Genomic DNA, 13,883 nt, shown 5'->3' on the forward strand with positions numbered 1-13,883 from the left:
GAGTGACAGCTTGTAGTGATACCCCTGGCAGACCTTCCAGCCGTAGAGTGTGGCAACTTGCTAACCGAGTCGATTGTAAAGCGCGTCTTGCTTTAGCGCACTTCCAGCGACAGGACCAGGCCGCCCATCTGCTTGAGGCGCGCAAAATAGGTGGTGGAATCGAGCAGTTGGTAGGGGAAATAGAGCCCGGCCGGCACCGCCGGCCGGCCATCGAGGCCGAGCAGCCGTTCCAGCAGTAGGGCGACTCCGAGCCCGGTCAGCGGTGCCGCTCCTGCGGGATGGACAACGGCATGACGGGAACGGAGCGGCTGGCCCGCATGGTCCTCGCCGGCGAGCTCGATGAGGATTTCGGTCGAGAACGGCTCCCCGCGGCGGCGGGTCGAGCTAACCCCGCTCGCGAGATTGAATTGGACGTTGGGCGCGCCGGTTGCCGTCGCCAAGCCGACAACGTCGATGGACGAGAAGCCGGTGGCCTGCTGCTTGGTGCCATCGACGGCTCGGAACTCGGCTTGGGCATCGTCCCCGTGGCGCCAGATATAAGCGCCGTCGCGCCGCGTGAGGGCGGCGGGCAGCATCTTATTCAGGCGCTCGAAGTCGGCGGCGACTGCCGGCCCCCCGCCATCCTGCTCGTCGACCAGCGCGCCAATGGTAATGTCATGGACCCGGCCGAACGCTTTCGCGAATTCCAGCGTGGGGACGGTGGTAGCGCCGACCAGCCATTCGTAGCCGAGGACAACCGGTGCCACCTGCGGCTGGTGCATGTAAATGGCCACTTCGGGGGCCATTTCGTAGATGCCCGACGAGATGCCGATGTGCGGCACGCCCCGCGCGTGGGCGAAACGGAGCCCGGCCAACTTGTCGTCGGAGTAAAACATCGCCACCGCGCTAATTGGGCGCTCACCAAGGCCGAAATCGGCGGCGTCCGGGTCGAGCACTACGCCTTGGGCATTGCCGAACTCGGCGGCAGCTTCTTCGGCCTTAGCCAGGGTGCGGCCCCCGACCAGGAGCGGCACGTGGGGGTGAGCGGCACGCAGGAAACGGGCCGTCGCGCGACCGATGACGCCGGAACCACCAGCTAGAAGAATGGGAGCGTGTGTCATAGCTAGGATTATTGTTGGGTGTTACTTTTACCAAAGGTAGCCTACTTTACGTAAGTTACCAAAAGTAAGTTACTATTAGTAGGTTTATTTAACACCGTAGTTCATGAAACAGGTACCAGAATCACCAGCACCCAAGGCCGGCTCGGCTAAGCTTTCAAAGGCGGCCCGCCGCCAACAGTTACTCGCGGTGGCCCTCGTCATTGTGCGCGAAGAAGGAGCCGATAGTTTAACGCTAGGGCACTTGGCGGCCCGGGCCGGCGTCTCCAAGCCTATTCCCTACGAGCACTTCGGCACCCGGGCGGGGCTGCTGGCCGAGCTCTACAAGTCGCTGGATCAGCAGCAGGTGACGGCTTTGCGCGCAGCCCTGCAGGGAGTCCAGCAGAACCTGGGCGAAACGGCCGACGTGCTCGCGACGGCCTATATCCACTGCGCCGCGGATACGAGCGGCGAAATTTACGCGGTGGGGGCGGCCCTCTCGGGCAGCGAGGAAATGGGGGCGGTGCACCAGGAGTTGCTTGCGGGGTACGTGCAGCTGTTCGCGGCGGCACTAGCACCGCACAGCCCGCTGCCGCCCGACGAGCTGCACCGACGCTGCGTGGGGCTGGTTGGGGCGGGTGAAGCTTTGTCGCTGCTCATGGTAGGAGGCCAGTGCCGCGAGTCGGATGCGGCCGCCACCTTTTCCGCTTTGATTCGGGGCGGCGTGCAGGCGCTCTCGTCCACCCGCAACGATCAGAAGTAAGAGCTATTAACGAGGTGCCGCTGTGCTCCGGTCGGCTGGCAACCCTAGTTATTGCCCGGACGAGCCGCCGTCATTGGTAAGCCAACTTTAAATTTTCGGCTAGCTAATTTGATAGGCTCGAGCGGCCGCTAGGCGCCGGTCGGTTAAGGCTTGTGACCGAGCCCGTATGATGCGCAGCACTTCGGACGGAGCGGTGGCGGGAGAGCCCGCATGGAAGACGGGCTGCGGGTCGAAGGCCATTTCGAATTGGATTTCCTGCGCTACCGTGTCGCCTCGGAGAGATGCTTGGGCACTACCATGATCGGCGTGTCATCCTCTTCAACTTCGGGCTCTCGAGGCAACACTTTACCGGCTTGAATGCGAACGATTACACTTTAACCGTTTCATCATAGTCTGCCTGATTCTTGAAGATACTCGCTGCATATAAGACGGGGTCCATAGGCTGGTACGCGTGCAGGAACTGGCACCGCCACGTGACGCACAGCAGCGCCGTGCGGGGTGGAGCTAACCAGCGCTCCCTTCGGCGACGGCATTTGCCCAGGCCCAGGTTGAATGAACTGCCCCGGCTGCGGCACACTCGGCCAGCTACCACCAGGAAACTGAGAAGAGTTGGGACGTTCCGTAGCAGCCTTGTTATGCAGAAGTTTCAGTAGTAAACAACGCCCGGTATTCTCGACGGGCACTCTTATGTAACTCTTCGTGCAGGTAACTTACAGCGTTAAAATAGGCGAGAAGCTACGCTCCGATTTTAATTTTCTACTATTGCCAGAAGAAGCTCAGGAATTGACTTCCTAACCCCTTCGCTAAATTTAGATAGGAAGGACTACGGGTAGGGCCTCGCTACTGGCAACGGAAATCAGGATCCGTGAAGCGCGCGTGATAAAAAAAGGCATGCGTTGGGAGCTATTCTTTCAGTGAATGACCCCGGTAGCTCGAGAACGCAATCCGCCTAAGGACAAGGTTGCGCCAGCCGCTTTAGTGCCAGCGCAATACGAATCCGTTACCTCTTTACATTCGCTTCGCTGTATATTTAGCACCGGGCTAAAAGCTGGGCAGCTGCTATGCCCGCTGGCCTCGCCGTGGATATGGATATTTACTACCACACTTGGCCGCCTTCCGCGCATTTGCAGCCCTTCATTCGGGAGCTGCTGCTGCTGGACGTAACGGCCGCGCCGGGCGAAGTGGTGCCGGCCAAGGCCATGGCGGCCAATACGGAGCAGTGTCTGGTGTTCTACCTGCACGGGCAGGTAACGGCCCTGCACTCGGAATCGGGTACAACGACCGTGTATGCCCCCACCGTGCTCAATGGCACCCAGTCCGCTCGCTTCGATTTCTACAGCAGTTCCCGGTTTCGCATGTTGTCGGTGCAGTTTCAGCCCGGCGTGCTAACCAAGTTTGTGCGTGTGCCCCTGCCCGAGTTCACCAACGCGCGCATCGACGCGGAGGCGGTGCTGGCGGCCGACATCCGGCGGGTGCAAGAGCAATTGCTGGAGGCACCCACTGACACCATCCTCTTGGAGCGGGTTGAAGCCTACCTCTGGCAGCGCATTCAGCACCTACGCATCTCGTTCGAGCCCTTCGACCGGGCCCTGCTAGCGCTGGCCACCCATCCGCAGGGCTACTCGCTCGACCAGCTCGCGCACGAGGCCTGCCTGTCGGTAAGCCAGCTGGAGCGGCGCTTTGTGCAGCAGCTCGGCGTGGGCCCCAAGCTCTACGCGCGCATCAGCCGCTTCAGTCAGGCCCACGCCCTCAAACAGGCCCGGCCCGAGCTGGACTGGCTGCACGTGGCGCTGGCCTGCGGCTACTACGATTACCAGCATTTGGTCAAGGACTTTCGGCAGTTCGCCCACGCCACCCCACCCGCTTTGCTGCTGGCGCAGGCCCAGGCACCTGACCGTCTGGCGCGAAACAGGCGCTAAGAATGCGGATTTTTTACCACCACCCGGGCCGGGACCGGAGGTAGGTTTGGGGGATGATTCACCCTCCTTTCGCCCGTGCCATGAACAAGCTCCTCCCCCTAGCCTTTGCCCTGCTCCTGACCACTGCCCCGGCCTGGGCCCAAGGCCAAGGCGAGCCCGAAATCCGCCGGCTCGAACAACTGGAAATCACCACGGTGCAGCGGGGCGATACCGCCGCCCTGCTTCGGCTGTGGAGCCCGGAGTTCGTGGTCAACAACCCCTACAATCAAGTGGTCACGCGGCCCCAAATCCTGGCCTTTATGCGCCAAGGCCAACTCGACTACGCCACCGTTGAGCGGGTGGTCGAGAAAGTAACCATTGTCAAGAACGTGGCCATTGCCATGGGCCACGAAATCGTGACCCCGCAGCGGGCCACGGCCTATGCGGGCCAGGTGGAAACCCGGCAGTACACCAACGTGTGGCTGAAAACCAAGGCCGGCTGGCAACTCACGGCCCGGCAAGCCAGCATCGTAGCCGTGAAGAAATGAACCGGGTGAACACTTTCGGCGACTCTATCCGGCCGGCCTCTCTGTCTCAGCCGCCAGCGCTTCCGGCTATCAGGTGTCGGACGCCAGACCCTGGGGCCTGACAGGTGAGGTAGCATAGGAAGTCTAGTCGCTAATAAAACTCTCCGAAAAGCACCCCTGCGCTGCCGGGTGTCAGCCGGCTGTTGGCTTGCGGTCAAGCCCGCGCATTGCGTAGCATCGCCAAGAACTGAAGCTTCAGAAGGCGCAGTATTGTTGCTTCCTGCTACAACTTCCGTCCCGTGCTGCTGGTGGTCGTTGTCTTGCTATCCGGGCGTACTAGCGTTCCGCGCTCTGCTCTTGCGGGAAAAAATCGACGTTTAGCTTCCGGGACTGAGTCGGCGCCGGTACGTTTCTAACCCGGATAATGACGTTATAGGGGTCTACTCGGTATTTGGGCTAGCTATTGCAGCTAGATTGAGGAGGATGCCCAGCAACTAGTTGGTGGTAGACTATTAGGCAGCCTACCGGCCGGTAGTGGGGCGTCCGGGGGCGGTGCGCTCGCCCTCGCCCGCCTCATCCTGGCCCCGAGGCTAGGTCACCGTGCGGCGTGGGCGCGCAGGGCCTGCACGGCGCTTTCATAAGAACTGCCAATCGGGATGCTGGTCCCGGCTACGCTCACTTCGTGGCGGGCGATTTTATCCACTTTACTCAGGGCCACGATGTAAGAGCGATGCACCCGCACAAAATACTGGGGTGGGAGCTGCTGCAAGGCCTCGGCCAAGGTCTGGCGCGTGAGCACCCGCCGAGCAGTCAGCACATACGTTAGGTAGTTGCCATCGGCCTCTAGGTAGAGAATATTCTCGAGCAACACGCGTTCCTCCGCCAAGCCGGTTTTCACCAGGATGGCCGGCCGGCCGGCCATACCGCGCCCGGTTTGGCGGTCCAATGCCTTCCCGCAGGCTTTGGTGAAGCGCGCCAGCGAGAAGGGCTTGAGCAGGTAATCCACCGCATCCAACTCAAAGCCCTGCACGGCATAGTCGGAGTAGGCCGTCGTAAATATGATGAGCGGCGCGCGGGAGAGGCCCTGCACCAATTCTAGGCCCGTAATATCGGGCATGTGAATGTCCACAAACAGCACATCGACGGGATGCGTGTGCAGGTAGGCCAGCGCCGTGAAGGCGTTGGTAAATGTTGCCTGCAGCGTTAGAAACGGCACCTTAGCCGCCAGCAGGTGCACGACTTGCAGGGCCTGCGGTTCGTCGTCGATGGCAATGGCGGAAAGCATGGGGCGGATTAATGGAGTTAGCTTAAGGGGCCGGGGCTTGGAGCAGTTGCAACGAGTGTTTGGTGCCTTCGCTGTTCGGGTTGAGCGCGAGGGCCCGCTGGTACATCACGATGGCTTCGGCCCGGCGGTTAACGTAGCGGAAGGCATCCCCGTAGCTGTCGTACACGTTGAAGCTCAGGGGGAAAAGTACGGTATTTAGCTGAAAAGCGTCTAGCGCCAGGGAGGGGGAGCCGTTCACCAAGAGGGCGTAGCCCAAGCTGTTAAGCTCGTCTTCGGCCAGGTAAAAGTGACTGGTATCGGCGCGCATGGTGTTGAATTGCACCAGGGCGCGCACCGGTCCTTGTTTGCGCAAGGCGTCGCCGTACCATCGAGCTACCGATTTTTTATAGGTCAGCGGCCGCCCGGACCGTTGATTGAGCAGGGCAATGACAGCGGCTACTTTTTCGCGGAACTGTTCGCCTTCGGTGTTATCGTACATAATTACCGTCTGGCCTTTGCCCACGTTGCGGTAGAGCATGGTGGCAATGCCCCGGTTGTAGCCGTCGTGCCCGACGATGGTGCCTCCGACCGGATCGGGGCGCACCACCCAGCCTAGGCCGTACGAGGTAGGGCCGCCAAAATCAACCGTATTCCCGCCCACGACCGTCGTACTGTCGTTGAGCTTAACCGGGGTGGCGGCCAGGGCAATGGTGCGCGGGCGCAACAGCTTGCCGCGGGCCAAGGCCTGGTCGAAGCGAAGTAAGTCCTGCAAGGTGCTCACCACCTGCCCCGGCCCGTACAGCCCCGTCAGGCCGCGGCTCTCGAAGCGCAGATGCCAGAGCCGGACACTGTCTTGCAGGTGCAGGGTTTCGACTGGTTCGGGGACGGTGCTGTACATGGTCGGCAGCAGGTGGTTGGCCACGAGCCGGGCATCGGCGGGGCTGCCGGCCATCCGCAGGTAGGTATCGCGCATGCCGGCCGGTTGAAATAGATGGCGCTGCAGGTAAGTGGCAAACGCCTGCTGGCTCACCTTCTCCACTAGCAGCGCGAGCAAAATATAATTGGTGTTGCAGTACTGCCACTGCGTGCCAGGCGTAAAGTAGAGCCCCCGCGGCCAGGCGCGCAGGGCCGGAATAATGTCCTGGTTCGTGACCAGCCGCTCCGGGTGCTGGCGTACCAGCGGCTCGTAGAGCTCTAAATCCGGTAGCCCGGAGGTGTGCGAGAGCAGGTGGCGCAGGGTAACAGTGGGGTACGGAAAGGCGGGCAGGTAGCGCGCCAGCGGGTCGCTAAGCTTGATTTTGTTTTGCTCGAGCAGTTGCAACACCGCCGTCGAAGTGAACGTCTTGGCGATGGAGGCCAGCTGAAATCTCGAGCTCAGCGTAGTGGGCGTGCGTGTAGGCAGGTCCGCGTAGCCGAAGGCCCGCTGGTAGAGGATGCGGCCCTTTTCCGCTACCAGCACGCCCCCGTTGAAGTGCCCTTCGCGGGCCAGTTGTTGAAACAGGGAATCAATCCGGGCAACCCGGCGCTGGGCGTACGCGGACCCGCTGACGAGCCCACTGCAGATAAGGAAAATCAGTACTCGATACGTAGGCATGAGACGAGGCAGTTAACGTTGACGGATGGCGTAAGCGGGGCGCGGGCTTCCCAACGCCCGCAAAATTGCGGGGCCGTAAGGCGGGTCCGTTCCGCGAAGGCGGGCTACCAAAGCAGCAGGGTGAGGGCCACGAAGTAGTCTTGCTGGGACTGCTGTATTTGCAAGTCATGGCGGCCGGGATACAGCAGCTCGAGGCGCTTGCGTACGTTGGCGAGGCCCACGTGCGACGTCGGCCCAGGCGACGCCTCCGGCGGGCGGGCGTGGAGTGAATTATGCACCTTGAAATACAAGTGGGTGGCATCCAGGGTCAGCGTGATGTGAATCCAGGACGGGGCCTGCAGGCTGATGCCGTGGTTGAAGGCATTTTCCACGAAGGGGCTCAGCAACATGGGCGCCAGGTACACCTCCCGTTCCGATTCCTGCAACTGAATGCGGATGTCGAGGCCCTGCGTTTCATCCAGCCGCAGCCGCTGCAGGCTGATGTAGTGGCGCAGGTAGTGCACCTCCTGGCGCAGGGCGATGCGCTCGTGGTTGTTTTCTTCGAGCAGGAAGCGCATCATCTCGCCTAGTTGCTGGATGCCCTCAGCCGTTTTGTCGCTGCTTTCCTGCAGGGCCGTGGCGTAGAGGCTGTTGAGGGCGTTGAAGAGAAAGTGCGGCTGGATCTGCGCCCGCAAGCCGGCCAGCTCGGCGGCGCTATGCGAGGCTTGCGTTTGCAGCTCCCGGGTTTCCTGCGCCCCGACCCGGCGCAGCGCCACGACTAGGCCGGTCAGCACCACCGCCAGCCCGAACAGGCCGGCCAAGGGCCGCAGCGGCGGCGGGTAGCGCGAACTGTACGCCGTCCACAGCAAGGCCGCTCCGCCGGCCGCCACACTTACCCATCCGGCGGCGGGCCCTACCCAGCGGCCGCCGGGCGGGCCCACCCGAACCGAGGCCAGCACCGGGTACGCCAGGCCCTGCAACAAGGCGACCAGCAGGCCCAGCCCGGCCAGCAACAGCCAGGGCCCGGTGTGGGCATTCCAGAGCGTGGGCGGCAGCGGCATGGTCCAGGCCCCGAGCAAGGCTACCCCACCAGGCCCACAAGCAAGGCGTCGTACCCGTGGCGCATCCCCGGTTCCGGCGGCCGGGACAGCCGCTGCCGCAAGTACCACAAAAGCTGGCCGAGCAGTTCATACAATCCCAGCCCAATGCCGGTGGCTACCCCCTCCGCCAAGAGGGTTTTTTGACGGTAGAGCGAGTACATTTTAAGGCCCGTAACGACGCCGAGCTCGTTGTGCTGCAGGCGCAGATACAGCTTGAAGTACTGGGCTATCCACACGCTGCCCATCAGCAGCAACAGGCTCGGCACCAGGTAGAGCAACCCAATGGTGTCAGGCTGCCGGACCAGGCGGGGCAAAGCCAGGTAGTGCGCGGCAACCCAGGCCAGCAGAAGCCCGGCGGCCCCGCCCAGCAGGGGCAGCAGCGAGTGTAGCGGCATCTGATAGTCGGCAATAACCTGTTCGACCGCAGGGGCCGGTACCCCACTGGCCATCACCTGGCGCAGCAACTCGTCGGTGGCCGCCTGCTCCCGCCGCAATGTTGCCGTCACGTAAAGGGCCACGAGGGCTACGGCCACGCCCGCTTCCGGCCAGAGAGTACTGCGTGAACGTTGCATAGTCAGCTAGTTTGAGCAACTAAGCTAGGCAGGCAGGCAACGCCGCGGGCAGAAATGGGGTGAACAAGCCAAACAATGGGGTGGACACGGGCTAAACGCTCGTTTTTTGTGCCCAATAGTAGAATGCAAAACCAATGCAAGTGCGTGATGGGCAAAAAGCGCTAAGCTAGTTGTTGGGCAAGCGTCACTACGCACCATACCACCCTGGTCCCCTTGCTTACCGATGGACTGACGAAGGCGGATAGTGGATCCATTAATATTACTCAGTCATAAGGCCCGATAAGCATTGGTTTCGAGGTATTTCTATAAATAGCCGCTGGGTTAACAGCAAGTCATACCACTGAACTCGGGTAGCACTTTTCTTGGTGCTCTTATAATAATATTAACGATATAGTATTTCAAGCCATACTTATGCGATATTCGATTCCCTCGGATAAGGTTTACGTGTCGCTTTTATTGCCCCAATACGTGGATAATGCAGCCCGTCGCCTGGCGCTAAGGTAAGGAAGTGGGACGGGCTGGAACAGCTGTTTCGGTATCCTTGACCTTGGTGAACAGAACGGGTTGAGCGTAGGGAAACTGCACAGCTACTCCCGTCACCTGCTGGCTCGCATCTTTGACTATCGTGAAGGGAAAGGTGTCGGGCCCGGTTACGTGCTGGGTTAGCGCGGAAAAACCGGCCCCGGCCGTGTACGTTACCAGGCCCTGAAAGTCGTAATAAGCAAACGAGAACTGGTTTTTCGGAGCTGAGGCCAAGGTGAGCACGCCGTAGGCCGGATGCGTGTACGTGCCCACGCAGCTTTTCAATTCCTGACGAGCGACATTGTCCAATCTAACGGAAGACGGTTTAATAGGGGAGGGAGATTTTTGCGCGGCTTTGCTCGCGACGAAGGCTTCGAAGTCCGGCATTTTCGCGTAGGTATCGTCGATGAAAATGTTGGTTGCGTAACGGATGAGCAGGTTTTGCAACTCCGACTGCTGATTACAGAGGATGACGATGCCAAACCCTTCCTGGGGCATGAGCAGAATCCGGCTGCTTTGCCCGGCCGTGCGGCCATCGTGGTAGATAATGCGGCGCTTGGTATCAATGTCCCAGCCAATGCCGTAGAAGATTTCCTCGGCCGCGTTGCGCACCGTCAGCGGGCTGGTCAGGTAGGCAAACTGCTCAGGGGCGAGAAAGGGCTTGCCCTCAAACACCCCCTTATTGGTGAGCATCTGTACCCACCGGGCCATGTCCTCTATCGTGGAGGTGATGCTGCCCGCCGGGGCGAGGCCCTCGATACTGGTCGCCGGCACGAGCGTTCGCCCGTCGCTGCGATAGCTGAGCGCTGCCTCCGGGTAGCGCTGAAACTCTGCGAAGGTGGTAAAGGAGTGGTGCATGCCTAGGGGCGGAAGATCTGGCGGCGGATCAACTCTTCCCATGTCGAATGGGTAACCCGTTCCTCCACCAGGCCCGCAGCGGTGTAGAGGAAGTTGTTGTACAAGAACTTCTCCCGAAAGCTGCCGCGAAAGCTGAGGTAGGGCAGCTTGGCCAGCAACTCGTGGCGCGCCAAAGGCGGGCCATAAGAGAGGTAGTAATGCTGGTCCATGCCCACGCGGTGGGTCAGCAAGTCCTGCACCGTGGCCTGGTGGGTGGCATACGCATCGGCCAAGGCAAACTCGGGGAGGTGGGCGCGCACCTTGTCGTCCCAGCGCAGGGTGCCGGCCTGCACGAGTTGAGCCGCAAGCACGCCCGTAAAGGCCTTGGTGCAGGAGCCGATTTCGAACAGAGTGCGCGGGTAACCGGCAGCTGGCGGGCCACATCGCGGTACCCTTGGCCCCCCATATACAGGAGTTGGTGGTCGTAGACGATGGCCAGGGCCAGCCCCGCCGTATGCGTTTGTTGCCGCAGCGTGTCGGTTAGCCGGAGGAAGTAGGCTAGTTTTTCCGTTACCGATTGCCGGCTCGCAGCCGGCCCGCGCTGCGCCGTTACCAGGGCGGGAAACCAAGCAAGCAACAGAAGGAGCGCTTTCATCGGGAAGTTAAAGGGGCTAGGGGAGGAGAGGGGTAGCTCAGGAAAAGGCCCGGTGGCAACCGGCAGTTCTTGCGCTGAGTACGTCAAAAGAACAACCGCTCCCTCTAGCAGGCGACCGACCAAAAAAAGTCGGACGCTTTTATTTTCTGCCAAGGCGTTCGACTTCCGCAGCAGGCGTTCAACTTTTTACTAATCCACTTACTGTCAGCAATATGCAATTGGCTCGAGGGGGCCTTTAGAAGCCCGCCGTCGGAGCTTGCTACCATAGAAAACGGTGGCGGTAAGGAGGGTACGGCCCTTTAGGACGTGGCGCGGTACTGGGTCGGCGTGAGGCCGGTCTGTTTCTTAAAGGCCGTGTTGAAGGAGGATTTGGAGTTGAAGCCCACCGCGTACAGTATCTCTAGTACGGTCATGCTTTGGTGCGTGGGGTCTTTTAACAGCTGACAAGCCTTCTCAATTCGGTACTCGTTGACGAAGTCAAAAAAGTGCTGGTCGAGGTGGTGGTTGATCAGCAGCGACAACTCCCGCCCCGGCAGCTGTAGCTGGCGGGCTAAGTCCTGCACCGTTAAGGACGGATCTAGGTAGGGCTCGGCCTGCGCCATGTACGTGCGAAGGCGGCTAATCTTGTCCTCGATCTCGGGTGGCACCGTCGGCTCGGGAGTAAGCGCCGGGGCCCGTTGCTCGGCGAGCAGTCCCGCGACCGTGGGCAGGGACGCGTCGATGCTGCGGAAAAGCGTCGGCTGGTAGAGGGCCTGCAGCACGAACCAACTCAGCACCCCGGTCGCGTTAAGTGCCACCCACAATTCTAGGCCCGCCAACACGTGGGGATGCCCGGTATAGCGCAGAACTTCTTTTACTAGAATGACCAAGTGCAAGGCCGCCAGGATACTGGTTAACCGAAACAGCCACCGGTAGGTCCGGTTGGCGGCGTCGGCATAGTTCTCGACGTAGGTGCGCTGATAGCGGCGCAGGGTACGGAAGACGGCGAGAAGGTAGAAGATAAACTGTAGCTGCCCCACGAGGCGGCTAACCGTGGCTTCGGGCATCTGGCTGTAATGCTGCAGAAAAGCGAGTTTAGCGCCGGTATCCGCCAGATAGAACCGCGGCAGCAGCAGGCCGGAAACGAGGGCAAACGGCAGGAAGTGTAGCAGATGCTTGGCCCGGAGCTTAAAATCGGTATAGCAAACCGCGACGACGTAGAGGTAGAAGAGCGGGTTGATCAGGGCGTTGAGGGTGGTTTTGAAGAGAAGCACCGTCGGATAGCGCAGCAAAAACGCATTCACGAACCACGAGCTCAGGTCCAGGGCGTTGAGCAGCAGAAAGCAAGCGAACAAGCCATTGGGCAAGCGGTTTTGGGTCTTGACGGTCAGTAGAAAGACGGCTAAGAGGATAGAGATAAATACAGCCAGCAGGCTGATAGTAGGCAGGAAGGAATTAGCGTCCATGAACGGGCAAGACTGGGAACAGGCGCCCAAAAGTAGCATGCCAAAACCAAGAGTCGCGGCGCAAGGCCGAACCTGCTCTGGGGTTCGGGCCCGCTAAAGCGGCCGTATCATTGCACACGTAAAGTCACGCGGCATTTAAAGGCAACGCTCGACGCAAGATTCTGCTTTGTCGCTGGATTCGCTGAGTCCGTCGCCTCCCCAGCGCAGTGGTTGGATAATACCAACTGCGGCCGGGTGGCAGCTCACTCAGGCAGGAGAAGTAGGTCCCGGGGGCTGCTCCTTGCTAGAAGCAGCCTAGGCGGGTAAAGGGTAGGCAAGCCACTGTACTTCATGGCGAGGTGCTGGCAGCGCCTTGTGCGCCGGCTGAATACTTACTGCGCCGGATGAGGTTCTGCGTCGGCAAATCCAATAATTAAGGTATAGGAAGCTTCCCAAATCGCGCTCGAGTAGGCCCTGGGTAAGTTGATTGCGCGTGGTTTGCATAGGTAGCGATAAGGAAAACTATTCGTTTCCTATCCCTAGCAGCAGATGCATCAAAAAATCAGGCAGTGCAGGCGTGGCCTAGCGCTGTAGCAGCAAGCGTACGGTTTCGCGCCTGCGGGCCGGATGGGTCGAAAGCGGCGACTGTCAGTGAGTTCGGTATAGCCTACTAGCGTCACCACCACGTTCGCAACCCTGTGGCCGAATTGCTGAGTACCTGTGCCAAGCGTTCGACCAGCAAAAAGGACGGTTGGGGCAGGGGCCGTCATGGCAAAAAGTGGAAACGAATAAGGTAAAGCTCTATACCTAGTTCGTTCCCCAGGGAAGCAGCCCGGGCTGGACGGCTCACGCTTATCTACCCCGTTGCTTCAGTTGCCGCCGGAGCGGGTACGGTTACTGCCGAATGGGTGGGCCACCCGGGCACTCCCCTAAAACAACGAATATTAACGGCCGCTTTCTTTGCCCCGGGAGTTAGGGGCCGATTCCCTAGAATCAACGACTTACCCCCGCGCGCCGTTTTCAGCCAATTCCTTCACTTTCGCCAGGGCTTGGGGAAAGGTCGCCGTGAAATAGTCTTGGTACGCTTCACTGACGTCCATTTCCACGACGAGCTCGGTGGTGCCGTTCGTTTCGGTTAACGTATAGGTCTCCCTGGCCCCCACCCAGCTCTGCGTTTTCGCGTCCACGGGTTGCTTCTGCCCGTCTTTTAGTTCGCCTAGGTGCTGGAAGGAGATGAACTCGTTCGGTGTCTTTTTCGTGATCACGCTGTACATACCGCCCCCGTCCGCCGATATGAATTGTACTTCGCTGCCTTCCTGCCAATCGGTAATCGCCCGGGAGCCTTCACTGAAGGCCCGGGTCCAAATGCCATAGAGGGTATCATCCCACAGCACCTGCCACACGCTGGCTTTGGGTGCGTGGATCGTGGTAGCAAAGCGAGCCTGTTCCATCGAGGTTGCCTGATTTAGTACGGGTTGTGTTGGGCTGAAAGCAATTCTGTTGTAATCCTTTCTGCTCTCGCCTCCTACAAAAATACGCCTGTAAGTAGCGATCTAGCGGGTGTATTCCGACAGTATGGCGGGGCGTTTGCGACGCGGAGAGGAAGTCGGGGGCGGCCTTCGTTTCCTAGGAAAGGTGCTCAAGCCCGATCGCCCGGGTTCGCTCCTTGGTG

The 13,883-nt window shown here is 60.4% G+C and carries 11 protein-coding genes and 1 pseudogene; 3 read left to right on the top strand and 9 right to left on the bottom strand.

The genetic code is table 11. The features are described from left to right. Nucleotides 1–92 precede the first annotated feature (92 nt). Complete coding sequence (locus tag MUN86_RS27515; RefSeq protein ID WP_245126953.1) at nt 93–1,100, bottom strand: hypothetical protein; 1,008 nt, start codon at nt 1,098–1,100, stop codon at nt 93–95. Between the two features lie 103 nt (nt 1,101–1,203). Here MUN86_RS27515 and MUN86_RS27520 point away from each other — a divergent pair, with 103 nt between their 5' ends. Beyond that, on the top strand, nt 1,204–1,839 hold the full coding sequence (locus MUN86_RS27520; RefSeq protein ID WP_245126954.1) for a TetR/AcrR family transcriptional regulator: 636 nt from the start codon (nt 1,204–1,206) through the stop codon (nt 1,837–1,839). A 99-nt stretch (nt 1,840–1,938) separates the two neighbouring features. Here MUN86_RS27520 and MUN86_RS27525 read toward each other — a convergent pair whose 3' ends face one another. Next, nucleotides 1,939–2,079: a hypothetical protein gene (locus MUN86_RS27525; RefSeq protein ID WP_245126955.1), complete on the bottom strand. Its 141-nt coding sequence runs from the start codon at nt 2,077–2,079 to the stop codon at nt 1,939–1,941. An 821-nt stretch (nt 2,080–2,900) separates the two neighbouring features. Between MUN86_RS27525 and MUN86_RS27530 the strand changes: the two genes are divergently transcribed. After that, on the top strand, nt 2,901–3,758 hold the full coding sequence (locus MUN86_RS27530; protein WP_245126956.1) for a helix-turn-helix domain-containing protein: 858 nt from the start codon (nt 2,901–2,903) through the stop codon (nt 3,756–3,758). Between the two features lie 80 nt (nt 3,759–3,838). After that, entirely contained in the window at nt 3,839–4,285 is a 447-nt protein-coding gene (locus MUN86_RS27535; RefSeq protein WP_245126957.1) for a nuclear transport factor 2 family protein, read from the top strand. A gap of 574 nt (nt 4,286–4,859) precedes the next feature. Here MUN86_RS27535 and MUN86_RS27540 read toward each other — a convergent pair. The 7 genes and pseudogenes from MUN86_RS27540 to MUN86_RS27575 all read right to left on the bottom strand — a co-directional run bounded on the left by MUN86_RS27540 (nt 4,860) and on the right by MUN86_RS27575 (nt 13,662). After that, the gene (locus MUN86_RS27540) at nt 4,860–5,549 is read right to left on the bottom strand and encodes a LytR/AlgR family response regulator transcription factor (protein ID WP_245126958.1); all 690 of its coding nucleotides are present in this window, start codon (nt 5,547–5,549) and stop codon (nt 4,860–4,862) included. A gap of 22 nt (nt 5,550–5,571) precedes the next feature. Next, nucleotides 5,572–7,122, bottom strand: a complete 1,551-nt coding sequence (locus MUN86_RS27545; RefSeq protein WP_245126959.1) for a serine hydrolase domain-containing protein — start codon at nt 7,120–7,122, stop codon at nt 5,572–5,574. A 104-nt stretch (nt 7,123–7,226) separates the two neighbouring features. Next, entirely contained in the window at nt 7,227–8,270 is a 1,044-nt protein-coding gene (locus MUN86_RS27550) for a sensor histidine kinase (protein ID WP_245126960.1), read from the bottom strand. Next, a complete protein-coding gene (locus tag MUN86_RS27555; RefSeq protein ID WP_245126961.1) occupies nt 8,183–8,773 on the bottom strand; it encodes a hypothetical protein in 591 nt (196 codons plus the stop codon). The genes MUN86_RS27550 and MUN86_RS27555 overlap by 88 nt, the downstream gene beginning before the upstream one ends. A 495-nt stretch (nt 8,774–9,268) precedes the next feature. Further along, nucleotides 9,269–10,503 (bottom strand): annotated as a pseudogene (locus MUN86_RS27560) (serine hydrolase domain-containing protein). Nucleotides 10,504–11,086: 583 nt separating this feature from the next. Further along, nucleotides 11,087–12,232 carry a helix-turn-helix domain-containing protein gene (locus MUN86_RS27570; protein ID WP_245126964.1) on the bottom strand — a complete coding sequence of 382 codons (1,146 nt, stop codon included), beginning with the start codon at nt 12,230–12,232 and terminating at the stop codon, nt 11,087–11,089. Between the two features lie 980 nt (nt 12,233–13,212). Next, nucleotides 13,213–13,662: an SRPBCC domain-containing protein gene (locus MUN86_RS27575; protein WP_245126965.1), complete on the bottom strand. Its 450-nt coding sequence runs from the start codon at nt 13,660–13,662 to the stop codon at nt 13,213–13,215. Between the last annotated feature and the right edge of the window lie 221 nt (nt 13,663–13,883).

The sequence above is a fragment of the Hymenobacter volaticus genome (genome assembly GCF_022921055.1).
Classification (GTDB): Bacteria; Bacteroidota; Bacteroidia; order Cytophagales; family Hymenobacteraceae; genus Hymenobacter; species Hymenobacter volaticus.

Excerpts from the sequence above, each read along its gene's own strand:
- MUN86_RS27530 (WP_245126956.1), top strand. The coding sequence starts at position 2,901 with ATGCCCGCTGGCCTCGCCGTGGATATGGATATTTACTACCACACTTGG.
- MUN86_RS27520 (WP_245126954.1), top strand. The coding sequence starts at position 1,204 with ATGAAACAGGTACCAGAATCACCAGCACCCAAGGCCGGCTCGGCTAAG.
- MUN86_RS27575 (WP_245126965.1), bottom strand. The coding sequence starts at position 13,662 with ATGGAACAGGCTCGCTTTGCTACCACGATCCACGCACCCAAAGCCAGC.
- MUN86_RS27555 (WP_245126961.1), bottom strand. The coding sequence starts at position 8,773 with ATGCAACGTTCACGCAGTACTCTCTGGCCGGAAGCGGGCGTGGCCGTA.
- MUN86_RS27535 (WP_245126957.1), top strand. The coding sequence starts at position 3,839 with ATGAACAAGCTCCTCCCCCTAGCCTTTGCCCTGCTCCTGACCACTGCC.
- MUN86_RS27540 (WP_245126958.1), bottom strand. The coding sequence starts at position 5,549 with ATGCTTTCCGCCATTGCCATCGACGACGAACCGCAGGCCCTGCAAGTC.
- MUN86_RS27545 (WP_245126959.1), bottom strand. The coding sequence starts at position 7,122 with ATGCCTACGTATCGAGTACTGATTTTCCTTATCTGCAGTGGGCTCGTC.
- MUN86_RS27570 (WP_245126964.1), bottom strand. The coding sequence starts at position 12,232 with ATGGACGCTAATTCCTTCCTGCCTACTATCAGCCTGCTGGCTGTATTT.
- MUN86_RS27525 (WP_245126955.1), bottom strand. The coding sequence starts at position 2,079 with ATGGCCTTCGACCCGCAGCCCGTCTTCCATGCGGGCTCTCCCGCCACC.
- MUN86_RS27515 (WP_245126953.1), bottom strand. The coding sequence starts at position 1,100 with ATGACACACGCTCCCATTCTTCTAGCTGGTGGTTCCGGCGTCATCGGT.